The sequence below is a fragment of the Gilvimarinus sp. 2_MG-2023 genome (genome assembly GCF_030547685.1).
Lineage (GTDB): Bacteria > Pseudomonadota > Gammaproteobacteria > Pseudomonadales > Cellvibrionaceae > Gilvimarinus.
The window spans coordinates 66,271-79,560 of sequence record NZ_JAUOQM010000034.1 but is presented as its reverse complement, the minus strand read 5'-3'; the positions used below and the strand labels follow the sequence as shown (position 1 = coordinate 79,560).

Here is a 13,290-nt window from a genome sequence, read left to right as displayed (position 1 = left end):
TTCTGTCGTTAAAGGCTTGCGCCTATCGTCATGCAATGTTTATTTTAGCGGTTCTAAGCGAATCCGGGTGATCGGGCCGGTAATCGAGCTTAACGCCTCTATCTTACTGATTGCGGTAGCCAAGTCTTTTTCCACCGCGCGATTGGTGAGCAAGATAAGTGGCACAATTTCTTCTTCGTTAACCGCCTCTTTTTGGATCAGAGCTTCAATACTGATGCCTGAATCGCTCAAAATGGTGGCCACTTGCGATAACACGCCGGGTTTATCCAGTGCTGACATGCGCAAGTAATAAGCGGTATCAACCTCTTCAATAGGCATAATTTCGTCGTCCACCAAACTGCCTTGATGGAAGCCCAAATATGGAACCCGGTGTTCAGGGGCTGCGGTTAAGGTGCGAGCCACATCGACAATATCGGCAATAACCGATGAAGCCGTAGGCTCAGCGCCGGCACCGGCACCGTAATACATGGTTGGCCCGACGGCGTCACCTTTCACCATAATCGCGTTCATCACACCATCGACATTGGCCAACTGTTGACGCTCGGGTATCAACGTCGGGTGTACCCGCAGCTCAATACCGTCATTGACCCGCCGGGCGATTCCTAAATGCTTGATGCGATAACCCAGTTCATCGGCATAGGCTACATCCACCGGTTCCACCTTACTGATACCTTCGGTGAATACCTTTTCAAACTGAAGCGGAATACCAAAACACATAGAGGCTAAAATCACCAGTTTGTGTGCGGCATCAATACCCTCAACGTCGAACGTCGGATCGGCCTCGGCGTAACCCAGTTCTTGGGCTTCCGCCAAAACATCGGCGAAATCACGACCTTTGTCGCGCATTTCGGTCAAAATGAAGTTACCCGTACCGTTAATGATACCCGCCAACCACTCGATACGGTTGGCTGACAGCCCTTCGCGAATGGATTTAATGATGGGTATGCCACCGGCCACAGCCGCTTCAAACGCCACGGTAACGCCCTTACCTTCTGCGGCGGCGAAAATCTCGTTGCCGTGCTCGGCAATCAAAGCTTTGTTCGCGGTAACCACGTGCTTACCATTTTCAATGGCCTTCATGACCAGATCGCGCGCCACTGTAGTGCCACCGATTAGCTCAACCACCACATCGACATTCGGGTTGACCACAACCTCAAAAATATCGCGGGTAACATTTAAAGCCGACATATCCACATGGGCATTGTCGCGCCGTGCACCCACTTGCTCCACGATAATCTCACTACCGGCACGGGCATTGATGACGCGCTGATTGCGCGCTAATACGTTGATAGTGCCACTGCCTACGGTACCTAGACCGCAGATGCCTAATCTGACCGGTTTCAATGTCTTATCCTCTTTTGGGTGCTGCAAAATAAAAGACAGCAACCATACTCAGAGCAATGGTTGCTGTCAATTAGTGAACGCTTGCTGTGATGGCTAGAGCCAGCTAAGAGTGACTACTCGCCCTGAGCAAAGATTCCTACCATGTCTTCGGGGGGACGATAACCCAAGTGCAGCTCGCCATTCGGCAACATAATCGCTGGGGTCGCGTTAACACCAAGCTGACCACCTGTCACAAAATGACGGGCAATAGGAGCGGACTCACAAGTTTTTTGGTCCACCGGCTGCATTGCTTTCAGTTTATCCAAGGCTGCCTGCTGGTCGTCCGCACACCAAGCACTCTCAAGCTTTGCGGCAGAAGGGCTGCCAATACCAGCACGCGGGTAGGCCAAATAGCGAACCTCAATCCCAAGATCGCTGTAACCGGGCTTGAGCTCGCCTTTTTCCCGGTACTGGTGCATATGGTTATGCAAACGACGACAGTATCCGCAGTCAACATCGGTGAACACATACATGACGTGCTTGGTTTCACCTTCTGGCTTAAAGTTAATAGTTTCATCATCGCTCAGACCGGCCAAAAAGTCTTTGCGAGCATCAATCAAGTAAGGATCTTGTACTTGAGTAAAACCGGTTGGGGCAATTTCCAGCAGATCACCGACAACAGCATGCTTGCCGTCGGGCGTGACCATTAACGTAGGTCCGCCGACGATTTGAACCGAATACAATCCATCGATCACAGAGGGGCGAACTGGGCCTAGCTGTGAAGCACCACCCACAGCAGGAGCCAGGGCTTGAGTGATGGTTTCTTCGGGGCTCAACGCTTCCGCCGAATCAGCCGAATCTTGCGCCGCAACGCTCAGAGGAGCCAGAACACAGGCCAGCAAACCAGCCTTCACATAATTTATCCACATAATAACTATCTCTAAAACACGTTAATCGGAGTGTACCACAATCACCCTTTGCCATTTGGCTACACACGCCAGCTTATCAGCGCTATCCCCTAGGGTGATGCATCTTATGCAAACTTTGCATTCGCGCCTGAGCCACGTGGGTGTAAATTTGCGTGGTCGATAGGTCACTATGGCCCAGTAATAACTGCACCACACGTAAATCGGCGCCATGGTTAATCAGGTGCGTGGCAAACGCGTGACGCAAGGTGTGCGGCGACAAAGGCTTTTCAATACCAGCCACCCGAGCCCAATGCTTAATGCGGTACCAAAACGTTTGGCGCGTCATGGCCACACCGCGTGTACTGGGAAAGACCGCCTCACTGGGACGCGCCGCCAACAACTCAGAACGCTTTGAGGTGATATACCGTTCAAGCCAATAGGCCGCCTCTTCACCCAATGGCACCAACCTTTCTTTACTGCCTTTACCCAACACACGCACCACGCCTTGGCGTAAATTGAGCATAGGTAGGGTGAGCTGGGTTAGCTCAGTGACGCGCAAACCGCAGGCATAGAGCAACTCCAACATGGCTTTATCGCGCAAACCTACGGCATCGTCCACATCGGGGGCCGACAATAGAGCTTCGACATCGCTTTCGGTCAAAAGTTTAGGCAATGAGCGAGGTAATTTAGGATTCTCAATGCCGGCTAATGGATTTTCACTGATGGCGTTTTCCCGCAGCTGAAAGCGGTAAAACCCTCGCAAACACGATAATAAGCGCGCCGTTGAGCGGCTGGAGTAATTGGCACTGTGGCGCCAGGCGAGATAAGCCATCACTTGTTGCCCGGTAACAGCGTTTAGGTCATCCTCGCCCTGCTCACCCAACCAGCGGGCAAAATGAGTAAGATCACGCTGATAACTTTGACGAGTGTTATCCGCCAGGCCCTTTTCCAGCCACAGGCTGTCGAGATATAGACGAATACTGGAGTCGACACTTTGCGAAAGGGCTTTGATAACCGTGTCCTTATCGGGAGTAGATTGGCTATTATGCTGTCCAAACCAAAAAACTCAAGGCACAAACAAGCCGACCCTTAGGTCGGCTTTTTTGTGCTTGGCAAAATCGACAAATAATAACGTCGATTATGCGCCCAGCTTTTCTTTAATACGAGCCGCTTTACCGGTCAGGTCACGCAAGTAGTACAGCTTGGCCTGACGCACATCACCGCGACGCTTAACAGCAATGCTGTCAACCTGACGGCTGTGAGTTTGGAAAGTACGCTCAACGCCAACACCGTAAGAAATTTTGCGCACGGTGAAAGCAGAGTGCAAACCGCGATTACGCTTAGCGATTACAACACCTTCGTAGGCCTGTAGACGCTCGCGGTTACCTTCGGTTACTTTTACCTGAACCACAACGGTATCACCCGGTGCGAATGCTGGTACGTCTTGCTTGAGCTGTTCGTTTTCGAGCTCTTGAATAATCTTGTTGGTCATCTCTATTCTCCTGAGATTCTGTAGCTTCACAGCTAGAGTGAGTCGTTTTCAAGGTCCCGACGAAAGTCCGTCAACAGCGTTTGCTGCTCCTCGGTTAAGTCTTTGTGTTGCAATAAATCTGGCCGTCTTAGCCAAGTTCGCCCCAGCGCTTGTTGTAAGCGCCAGCGCCGAATTCTTTGGTGATCCCCTGAGAGTAAAACCTCAGGCACCTTGTCACCCTCAAGTATTTCCGGGCGCGTATAGTGCGGATGGTCCAGCAAACCGTCACTAAAGGAGTCTTCCTCGGCCGATTGTTTATCGCCCAGCGCGCCGGGTAACAACCGAATCAGAGCATCCATCAATACCATAGCCGGCAACTCGCCGCCAGACAGTACATAGTCACCAATGGACCATTCTTCATCCACTATTGACTCGATCAGGCGCTCGTCGATACCTTCATAGCGCCCGGCAATTAAAATCAAATTGCCTTCGGTGGCCATTACTTGAGCGGCCTGTTGGGTAAACTTTTGCCCCTGCGGGGACAAGTAAACCACTTTAGCGGCACCGGTCCAGGCTTTAGCGGCATCAACCGCATCGGCCAAAGGCTGCACTTTCATTAGCATGCCAGGGCCGCCGCCGTAGGGGCGATCATCCACTGTACGATGCTTATCAACGGTGAAGTCCCGCGGGTTCCAACACTCGATGGCGACCCGGCCCTCCTTCACCGCGCGCGCGGTTATGCCACTTTCCGTCAAGGCCGCAAACATTGGCGGGAAAAGCGTAATGACAGCCAACTTAATAGGCGCCTGCTCCGCTTTATCGGTCACGTTGACCCCCTGCTAGAATGCCGGATCCCAATCAACCGCTAGGGTTCGGGCTTCTAAATCCACCTCAAGCACATACTGCCCAGGTATATAGGGCACTAAGCGTTCGCGATCATCCACACTGCTTTGATCGGCTTGAACCACCAGCACATCGTTAGCACCGGTCTCCAGTATTCGGCTGACGCACCCCAAACGGGTTTGTGTGCCGCCAAAACGGGAGATAACGGCCAAGCCTTGCAGCTGATGCCAATAGAACTCGCCTTCGGCCAGATCCGGCAACTGCTGTCGCTCAACCGCTATAGTTGTACCAGCATAAGTGGCAGCCGTATCGCGATCATCAACACCTTTGATATGGGCCACAAAGCCCTTACCGTGGGGACGAACCGCGTCTATATCGACTGTTTTCACCCCGTGGGCTGTTTTCAGCCACCAAGGGTGGTATTCAAACAAGTTCTCTGCGGGCTCGGTGCCAGAGTGGATTTTCACCCAGCCCTGAATACCAAATACCGCAGTGATACGCCCGACATCCACCAGATTAGAAGACTCTGTCGTCATCGGGCTAACAGCAATTAAGCGGCAGCTTTGGTTTTGATCAGCTTAGCAACACGCTCGCTAACCTGGGCGCCTTGGCCTACCCAGTAGTCGATACGGTCTTGATCGATACGCAGGCTTTCTTCCTGGCCGCGGGCGATTGGGTTGAAGAAACCAACACGCTCGATGAAACGGCCGTTACGTGCACTGCGGCTGTCGCTTACGGTCAGGTGGTAAAAAGGACGCTTTTTGGAGCCACCACGAGACAGACGAATAGTTACCATTGATGCTTTCCTGTAGTTGTATCAGATGGGTTTTCCCCATCATTGTTAAAACTGGTTCACGCAAGCGAGCTTAAGCCGATTGCGAAAGGCGCCGTATTCTAAGGTAAAGAAGTGGCTTTGTATAGCACTATTGCCGCCCAGCTGGGCAAAAAATCATCACCCACTGCAATGACTGCCCTAGCGGCTGGTCAAAACTGAGCCGGCGGGCACACTTTAGCGCTACTGGCCTGCCATCACACCATGTCGTCAAAGCGATTAGGCAAGTCGAGGTTCACGGCCTTGGCAAACCCCGGCAGGCGAATTTCGCCATCGACAAATTCAATTTTCGACTCGTCAATCAGGCCTTCACCAAACTGGTAAATAGTGCCGAAATCACCGCGCAGCGCGGCCTGGTCATATTGTTCAGCCTGAGTGCGGGTCTGTTCGCGCAAAGCTTGGTAGCGAGCAAAACGGTCGGCACCATAACGTTTTTCCAGCATTTGATCCACCACTTTCGGCGATAACACGCTGGCGGTGGCGTTGTTACCGCCAAACCCTTTGGAATTCAAAAAGGCAACATCAATCCCCTCTTGCGGGGTGAAATCGGCAACCTGAATATTCAGACGATCAGCAAAAACGTCATCAGCAACCCGATCGATGGTTTTAACCCCAGGTACCATCCCATATTTGAACGTCCCCAAGCTGGCAATCAATTGATCACCGCTGGCCGGTGACAGCGAGTGTCCCACAAAGGCTTTAATAGCGGCGACAGGCCAGTCGGTTATGCCAAAATACTCAGCCACCTGATCGAATATTTGCGACTCGGTCACCCTGTTTTGCGGAGTACTGGAGCCGTGTGCGTGCACCATAGAGCGCTGGCGCACCACTTCATCACCGACAATAGCGCGGGCCGAAGCCACCGCCTTGGCAAAGGTAATATGGTTGCCGGGCCCTGGAGCTGAAATCGATTTTTTGTAGCCGTCGGCATTGATAAACACATCATTGACTGCGCCGTGAATGTCAGCGCCTAACTCTAGCGCCAATTCGTCATCCATCAGCACAATATACTGCGATGACTCGGCGATAGTAAAACCGCAATTTTCCCCAAAGGGGCGACTGCTGCGCGCCGGGTCGGTGTCATCACTGCCGTCTATTTTCTTCAGTTTCTCTTCGGTAGCCAGAGCACCCATGGTGGCGTAGCCATCAATAATTTCCGATGTAATGGGCGCCTCAGCATTACCCACCACAGCCACACGACAACGGCCCGAGCTAATATCCTCCACTGCCGCGCGCAGGTTGTACAAGAACGAGGCGCAGGCTCCGGCAATGGCGCCAGTGTGCCCGACACTACCCAGGATATAAGCATTAACAAAATCCGCCGGCATGCTGTTCAGCCCCAACGGACACTGCTTCGTGGTCACCCTGCCACCGAGCAAACGCGATTTCAGCAGACCACCGAAGCCATTTTCATCCATTTGGCTCATTACGTTGCTGGCATAAACTCCCACCTCATCGGGCAAGACCGAAGCGGCCACCTGCGCCCACTCAATACCCATCGAGCGCACCGCATCGGATGCACCTATCACGGCCAGTTGCAAAGCGCGGGGATGAAAGCGGGCGTTGTATAAATCTTCTGGATTGAAACCCTGCGGCAGTTGGCCGGCTGATTTCACCGGCATGTCGCGGTAACTGTCGAGCTTAACCTCGAGCGACTGAGAAATATCCACCCGCACCTGCCGTTCTTCCAGCTCGGTAACTGTCCAGTTTTCGGGTACCGGCTCTGGCAAATCGCGAGCCTTTAATATGAAACTCTGGGTGCCTTCCTCGATATTAAGCTTGGCGGATTTTTGCCAATGCACCGAATCGACATCAAAAAAGCGACCATCGATACGGCGAATCAGGCTGCCAGCGCGAATAGCATCGCCAAACTGTGCCTCAATTTGTGCCAGCGTCAGCGCTTGCCCCTGGTCATCACACCACTGCCCTTCTTGGCACCGAACCAACCCCATCATCACGCCAAGGCCTGCCAGAGTTTCCTGCCGTTCACACTCGGGCAAGCTTTCTAAAACCATACGCCGAAAACCTTGGTGCCCGGAGCTACGACCCGCAGCATTAAAACCGCCAAAACCTACAATAACGGGCAATCGGGACATGTTTTTCTCCTAACAAGCGACAATAGAGGGTCTAGCATTAATAGGCTGGCAGTGTATTGCTATACAGCCCATGCGAACAGGGTCATAATGGCCATATGAAATGGCATATTAGCCAAACACACTCCTTTGAGTAGCTTTTTGCAACATGCAGACAGAACAGACCCACATCACCTTCGTGTTGACCGAGAATATGCTGGCCACAGGGACGGTATTACCGATGGAGATGCTGCGCACCGCTCAGCTGGCATACAACTCAGACAAGGCCGCAGGCGACCGGCAAATCGAGCTCAGCACCACCGCGCAAGCCAACGCCTTATTGAGCGCTCCTGCGGGCTTACAATGGGTGCCCGATACCACGTTGGACTCTGCCGGCGTGCCGGATATCATTTATTTACCCGCATTATGGCGCAACCCCCGGCCCACCTTACAACGTTCAGGCGAACTGATTGACTGGTTGCGCGCCTGTCATGAAAACGGCTCAGCGCTGTGCGCCGTGGGCACGGGCTGCTGCTTTATGGCCGAAGCCGGCTTGCTAGACGGTCAAGCAGCCACAACCCATTGGCATTACTTTGATCAATTCCAACGCGACTACCCAGAGGTGAAATTAAAAAGGCAGCATTTTATCACCCAGTCCGGTCGACGCTATTGCGCCGCCAGCGTTAACTCTCTGGCCGATCTGACAGTGCACTTTATTAGCCGGTTGTTTAACCGCTCCATTGCCGGCCATGTAGAGCGTCACTTCTCCCATGAAATACGACGCTCTTATGAAAGCTCGGCCTATTATGAAAATGATGACCACCCACATCCGGACGAGCAAATGGTGCAAGTTCAAATGTGGTTGCGAGACAACTATGCGCGATTTAGTTCAATGAACGAACTGGCCAAACGCTTTGATATGAGCACCCGAACTTTAAATCGGCGCTTTAAAAGCGCGACCGGCTTAACCCCGCATACTTACCTGACCAATGCCCGAATGGCTGTCGCTCGAGATTTATTAAAAACCAGCAATTTAAGCATTAGTGAAATCGCCGAGCGCTGTGGCTATCAAGATACTGCCTATTTTGCCGATTTATTCAAACAACACCTAGACACCAACCCTAGAGACTACCGCGCCACGGTCAGGGCCAAGCTGTTTAGTTCGCAATAAAATTACTTCAGGAAAATTTAAGGCTTTTGCAATAAAACGACATCAGCGGCCGGGAAAGTGAGTGTTGCGCCCCACTGCTTGGCCAACCATCGAAAGGTTGACTCGCTAAAAAAACAAACGTGAGTAAGATCATTTTTATAGTGCCAAGTAGCGAAGGCGGCTTGGCTTTGCACCCGCTTAGTCATAATCGCCAACACCCCTTGAGGGTTAACTCGCGACCATAGTCGATCTAACTCCCAGTGCGGATTATGCAGATGTTCTACCACCTCGGTGGCGGTAATAAAATCATAGTATCGGTCAAACACCGCTTTATGTGGAGCGTAAAAAATATCGTAGATATCCATCTCAAAGCCCGCCGATTGCAACATATCTTGCAGCGCCGGCCCCGGACCGCAACCAAAATCGAGCCCTTTTGCAGGAGGCGTTATAATCTCCAAAAGCGGCTGCGCCAAGCGATTTAAAAAGCGCCGGTAACCCTGATCGAAAATGTCATTTTCGTGCAGATCGTATTCGGCTTTTTCTTTTGATGCTGACAGTAAAAACTCTTGCCCAACAAACACCAAATCACACTGCCCACACTGCCAATAATGACGTTTGGTGTCGCGATAAAAATCCACTAGCCGCACACACCGACAAAGCGGGCAACAATTACCGGACATAAAAAAAGTGCCGGCAAAACCGGCACAAGTCAGGGGTTAAGATAGTGAGCAGCGGCATTTAGGCGGCGGCTGAATCATTGGGCTTTTGTTCCTGTCCAACACGAGATTGCTGGCCGGCGGTGGATATTTCAATTGTGCGAGGCTTAATAGCCTCCGGCACTTCGCGAACCAAATCGATATGCAGCAAACCATTTTCAATGTTAGCGCCTTGCACTCGCACATGATCGGCCAGCTGAAAGCGACGCTCAAAGTTGCGCGCTGCGATACCGCGATGCAAGAAGGTACGCGAGTCGTCGTCTTCGGTTTTTTGTCCGGCAACGGTTAAATTATTTTGATTTACCTCGATGTTTAATTCACCGAGATCAAAACCCGCCACCGCCATGGAAATTCGGTAGTGATCTTCGCCCGTCAATTCAATATTGTAAGGCGGATAACTGGGCTGACCTTGTTCGCTGCGGGCCATATTATCAAGCAGGCTGGCCATACGGTCGAAGCCAATAGAAGAGCGGTATAGTGGAGTAAGATCAAAATTACGCATAGTAATATCCTCAAATTCAGAGCAATATAAAGTTAGATGCCCATCACAAAGATCGGGCGGTATGTGCACTCCTCATTCGAGCGAGTACATAACCTATCTAGGGTCATCTAAATTTATTTCAAGCGTAATAAAATAATTTTTTTACAAACTGGCACTAATGGCCTGCGTTAAATCAGAATAGCGAAAGGTAAAATTCTGGCCCAATGCCTGAGCGGGCACAACCCTATTGCTCGCCAGCAGCAACTCTCTCCCAGCCTGACCGAATAACAATTGCACCGCAATCGCAGGCATTGTCACAAAGCTTGGGCGATGTAGCACTTGCGCCAGAGTGCTGGCAAAACAACGGTTACTAACCGGCTTGGGCGCGACCGCATTAATCGGCCCGCTCATCGCTGGAGAAATCAGAAGCGAAAGTATCATAGCGACCAGATCATCCAGATGTATCCAGCTCATCCACTGCTTGCCAGATCCCATGGGACCGCCCAAACCCAATTTGAAAGGCAGCAGCATCTTTTGCAGTGCGCCGCCATTGGGGCCCAGTACGATGCCAGTTCGCAACAAACACAGACGTGCACCCCCGGATTTAAACCCGAATGCCGATTCTTCCCACAAACGACACAACTGTGCAGCGAAACCTGCACCGGGAGCGGCCTGCTCAGTCACCTCAGTATCACCGGTATCTCCGTAGTAGCCAACGGCGCTGCCACTGACCACCACACTCGGAAAACGCGCGTGGTTGCGCAAATGCTCTAGCAACAGCTCTGTGGTTTCAATGCGACTGGCGAGTAGTTCGGCTTTGCGTCTGGCAGTCCAACGACTCGCCATTATCGGGGCACCGGCAAGATTGATCACTGCGTCATATCCAGCACTGTCCAAGCTGAGCAAATCCCCCACCACCAAAACGCCGGCGGGTAGTTTTTCTCGGGCCTGCCTAGGGTTGCGCGTGTACACCGTAACCCGCGCTCCTGCGGCCAGCAACTCAGGTACCAGTGCCCGGCCAATAAAACCTGTACCGCCACTTAACAGTACATTTTTCCCCTGCAAAAAATCGACAGTTTCGGTCGACATAAGCTTTGCCTCACACTAAAGTTTACATAATCGATATTTATAGATTACGTTCAATGCAAACTTTAGTTCATCGCTGGGCTGTGTTTGCTTATAACAATTAATCGCGGAGACAAAATATGGCTGGTTACCGCAAAGTCTTAGTGGCTCTTGAACTCGGTAAAGACAACCACGGTGCCCTACTGATTGCTAAAGCCCTGGAGCTGACCACAGCGCCAAACATTCATATTGCTCATATCGAAAGTCATCCCGTAACCGGGCTGGGCGACATGACCGGGCACAATCATGTAGCCAATGAGACCCATATACGCCAGCAAATTTTCCCCGATCTCAACGCTCTGGCCTCGAACAACACGATTCCTTCGACCAATCTACACATTGCCTTTGGCGACCCAACCGATGAGCTATACCGCTGTCTGGAAAACCTTGGTTGCGATCTTTTGGTTATTGGCCACCACAGTCACTCTGGGCTCGTGGCCTCTCTCTTTCACACCACCGCCAGTGATATCGTTAGTCGCGCTCCCACCGATACTCTGGTTATCCGGCTTTAAAAACAAAAAACCGGCCAGTGGCCGGTTTTTTTACTGCTAAAGCGTCTCGCCTTTAGGCGGCAGACAGCTTGTTACGCTTGCGTTCAACCAAGTGGTTCAGGTTGTCCAGCGATTGCAGGTGAGCGTAAATCAGCTCCAGACCATCACGCTTAAACAGATCCAACGCCTGTTCATCAGTCAATTCTTTTAACTTTTCACGCTTGATGGTGTAAAAGCCTTTGATGCTCATGTTCTGATCTTCGTTGGTACGGAACTCGATATTAGCCTGCATAGGCTCCAATAAATCGAGTTCTTTCAACTGCTTACAGAAGACTTTGGTCATTTCCGCGCGGTATTGATAATCCTGCAAGAATTTCAGGATATTTTGCAAAAACTCGGTTTGCTCACCCTTGTCGTCAAACAAGCGGTTGCCTTTCGAGCCATCTGCGACCAATGCTTTGCTTTTCGCATCCAAACAAAGTGTCAGCTTTTCACCGTTTTCAACGCCAGCAAACACAAAGGGGTAGCGGCGAATAAAAGCCGGAATGTAACGCGCTTCAAGCGCATTATTAGCATTAAGCATTAAGTTCTCACCACGCTCAACACCGACCACAGCCAGAGGCGTGTGCTCGCCCTGCTCGTTAGGCGAAGAGAAGATAACCGGGTACTCGGCCGCGGCCAGTGGAATCTCAGTCGCCAACAAAGGAATTGAGGTCAACTCGCTGGTAAAAGAGTGATCGGTCAAATTAACCGAGTAGTTGCGGTGCTTATCGCTAGTAACCGGTTGAATATCATCATAAATCATTAACTGCTTAGCCACGTACATACCTCTTTGTTATTGTCGGACAACGGGTAAACCCCGCGTGCCCATACCTGATTCAAAAAATAGATGCACATAGTAGCATCTTCTTAGAAGTGTGCCACCCCAGAAAGGAACGCATTCATCACAGATATACAGAGGCTCGGGCAGAAAGTGCGAGCAAGGTAGACAAGCTATTGGAAATTAAAAAGAAAATGGTCGGAACGGCGGGATTCGAACCCACGACCACCACACCCCCAGTGTGGTGCGCTACCAGGCTGCGCTACGTTCCGATAGAGGCAAGTTCCCAAGCCAGCTGGGGTCGGCCAGGGAGGTGGGCATAATACCCGAAACAGCGCAGATTGCAACTGCCTGAGGCCTTATTTTTCAGCCACTTAGACGGGTATTGATCAGCGGCGGGAATCGGGCTTAAGCACCTCAAGCAGATGCTCCAGCTCGGAGATCATTTGGCTGACCAACTGACTGAATTGCGTGACATCTTGCTGTGCGGTTTCGCCGCTCATTTGTTGACGAGCACCGCCAATGGTAAAGCCCTGATCGTAGAGCAGCGAGCGAATCTGGCGGATGGTAAGCACATCAACACGCTGGTAGTAGCGGCGGTTACCCCGTCGCTTTACCGGCTTTAGCTGGGGGAATTCCTGCTCCCAATAGCGCAATACGTGCGGCTTGACCGCACATAGCTCGCTTACCTCACCAATGGTGAAGTAACGCTTGCCGGGTATTACCGGCAGTTCGTCGTTATGACTTGGTTCCAGCATAGGTTTCTACTCGAGCCTTGAGCTTTTGTCCGGGCCTGAAGGTAACAACACGCCGGGCACTAATGGGAATCTCTTCGCCTGTTTTCGGGTTGCGCCCCGGGCGCTGACTTTTATCACGCAAATCAAAATTACCAAAGCCGGACAACTTAACCTGCTCGTTGCATTCCAGAGAATGGCGAATTTCTTCAAAGAAGATTTCCACCAGCTCTTTCGCCTCGCGCTTGTTAAGGCCCAGCTCTTCGTATAATTTTTCTGCCAAATCCGCTTTTGTCAGCGCGTTGTTGGACATAGGTTTCCTGC

The 13,290-nt window shown here is 51.6% G+C and carries 16 protein-coding genes and 1 tRNA gene; 2 read left to right on the top strand and 15 right to left on the bottom strand.

Translation table 11 applies throughout. The features are described 5' to 3' along the window. Window positions 1-39: 39 nt before the first annotated feature. The 8 genes from Q4526_RS07345 to Q4526_RS07310 all read right to left on the bottom strand — a co-directional run bounded on the left by Q4526_RS07345 (window position 40) and on the right by Q4526_RS07310 (window position 7,473). On the bottom strand, window positions 40-1,344 hold the full coding sequence (locus tag Q4526_RS07345; RefSeq protein WP_215976352.1) for a homoserine dehydrogenase: 1,305 nt from the start codon (window positions 1,342-1,344) through the stop codon (window positions 40-42). A 113-nt stretch (window positions 1,345-1,457) separates the two neighbouring features. Continuing rightward, window positions 1,458-2,252 (bottom strand): DsbC family protein, encoded by a 795-nt coding sequence (locus tag Q4526_RS07340; RefSeq protein ID WP_215976351.1) that lies wholly within the window; start codon window positions 2,250-2,252, stop codon window positions 1,458-1,460. Between the two features lie 82 nt (window positions 2,253-2,334). Then, window positions 2,335-3,210, bottom strand: coding sequence for a site-specific tyrosine recombinase XerD (xerD, locus tag Q4526_RS07335; protein ID WP_303609578.1), 876 nt, complete (start codon window positions 3,208-3,210; stop codon window positions 2,335-2,337). 159 nt (window positions 3,211-3,369) lie between these two features. After that, complete coding sequence (gene rplS / locus Q4526_RS07330; protein WP_215976350.1) at window positions 3,370-3,723, bottom strand: 50S ribosomal protein L19; 354 nt, start codon at window positions 3,721-3,723, stop codon at window positions 3,370-3,372. A 32-nt stretch (window positions 3,724-3,755) separates the two neighbouring features. After that, window positions 3,756-4,469, bottom strand: a complete 714-nt coding sequence (gene trmD, locus Q4526_RS07325) for a tRNA (guanosine(37)-N1)-methyltransferase TrmD (RefSeq protein ID WP_303609577.1) — start codon at window positions 4,467-4,469, stop codon at window positions 3,756-3,758. Window positions 4,470-4,541: 72 nt separating this feature from the next. After that, window positions 4,542-5,081 carry a ribosome maturation factor RimM gene (gene rimM, locus Q4526_RS07320; protein WP_215976349.1) on the bottom strand — a complete coding sequence of 180 codons (540 nt, stop codon included), beginning with the start codon at window positions 5,079-5,081 and terminating at the stop codon, window positions 4,542-4,544. 14 nt (window positions 5,082-5,095) lie between these two features. Further along, the gene (rpsP, locus tag Q4526_RS07315) at window positions 5,096-5,341 is read right to left on the bottom strand and encodes a 30S ribosomal protein S16 (protein WP_215976348.1); all 246 of its coding nucleotides are present in this window, start codon (window positions 5,339-5,341) and stop codon (window positions 5,096-5,098) included. A gap of 233 nt (window positions 5,342-5,574) precedes the next feature. Then, window positions 5,575-7,473: a beta-ketoacyl synthase gene (locus tag Q4526_RS07310; protein ID WP_215976347.1), complete on the bottom strand. Its 1,899-nt coding sequence runs from the start codon at window positions 7,471-7,473 to the stop codon at window positions 5,575-5,577. A gap of 145 nt (window positions 7,474-7,618) precedes the next feature. On the opposite strand from Q4526_RS07310, the gene Q4526_RS07305 reads away from it, so the two are divergent. Further along, window positions 7,619-8,620, top strand: a complete 1,002-nt coding sequence (locus Q4526_RS07305; protein ID WP_215976346.1) for a GlxA family transcriptional regulator — start codon at window positions 7,619-7,621, stop codon at window positions 8,618-8,620. Window positions 8,621-8,637: 17 nt separating this feature from the next. Here the strand turns inward: Q4526_RS07305 and Q4526_RS07300 are convergent, their stop codons facing one another. The 3 genes from Q4526_RS07300 to Q4526_RS07290 form a co-directional block, all read right to left on the bottom strand. Next, a complete protein-coding gene (locus Q4526_RS07300; protein ID WP_368411098.1) occupies window positions 8,638-9,237 on the bottom strand; it encodes a class I SAM-dependent methyltransferase in 600 nt (199 codons plus the stop codon). Window positions 9,238-9,337: 100 nt separating this feature from the next. Beyond that, window positions 9,338-9,817 (bottom strand): Hsp20 family protein, encoded by a 480-nt coding sequence (locus Q4526_RS07295; protein ID WP_215976344.1) that lies wholly within the window; start codon window positions 9,815-9,817, stop codon window positions 9,338-9,340. A gap of 141 nt (window positions 9,818-9,958) precedes the next feature. Beyond that, window positions 9,959-10,885, bottom strand: coding sequence for a TIGR01777 family oxidoreductase (locus tag Q4526_RS07290; RefSeq protein ID WP_215976343.1), 927 nt, complete (start codon window positions 10,883-10,885; stop codon window positions 9,959-9,961). Window positions 10,886-11,001: 116 nt separating this feature from the next. Here Q4526_RS07290 and Q4526_RS07285 point away from each other — a divergent pair, with 116 nt between their 5' ends. Beyond that, window positions 11,002-11,433, top strand: a complete 432-nt coding sequence (locus Q4526_RS07285; RefSeq protein ID WP_215976342.1) for a universal stress protein — start codon at window positions 11,002-11,004, stop codon at window positions 11,431-11,433. Window positions 11,434-11,485: 52 nt separating this feature from the next. Here the strand turns inward: Q4526_RS07285 and Q4526_RS07280 are convergent, their stop codons facing one another. From Q4526_RS07280 to ihfA, 4 genes are all read right to left on the bottom strand, one after another. Then, the gene (locus Q4526_RS07280; RefSeq protein ID WP_215976341.1) at window positions 11,486-12,232 is read right to left on the bottom strand and encodes a SapC family protein; all 747 of its coding nucleotides are present in this window, start codon (window positions 12,230-12,232) and stop codon (window positions 11,486-11,488) included. 195 nt (window positions 12,233-12,427) lie between these two features. Beyond that, window positions 12,428-12,504: transfer RNA gene (locus Q4526_RS07275), tRNA-Pro, on the bottom strand. Window positions 12,505-12,621: 117 nt separating this feature from the next. Then, window positions 12,622-12,990: a MerR family transcriptional regulator gene (locus Q4526_RS07270; RefSeq protein WP_215976340.1), complete on the bottom strand. Its 369-nt coding sequence runs from the start codon at window positions 12,988-12,990 to the stop codon at window positions 12,622-12,624. Continuing rightward, window positions 12,971-13,279, bottom strand: coding sequence for an integration host factor subunit alpha (ihfA, locus tag Q4526_RS07265; RefSeq protein WP_215976339.1), 309 nt, complete (start codon window positions 13,277-13,279; stop codon window positions 12,971-12,973). The genes Q4526_RS07270 and ihfA overlap by 20 nt, the downstream gene beginning before the upstream one ends. Window positions 13,280-13,290: the final 11 nt, after the last annotated feature.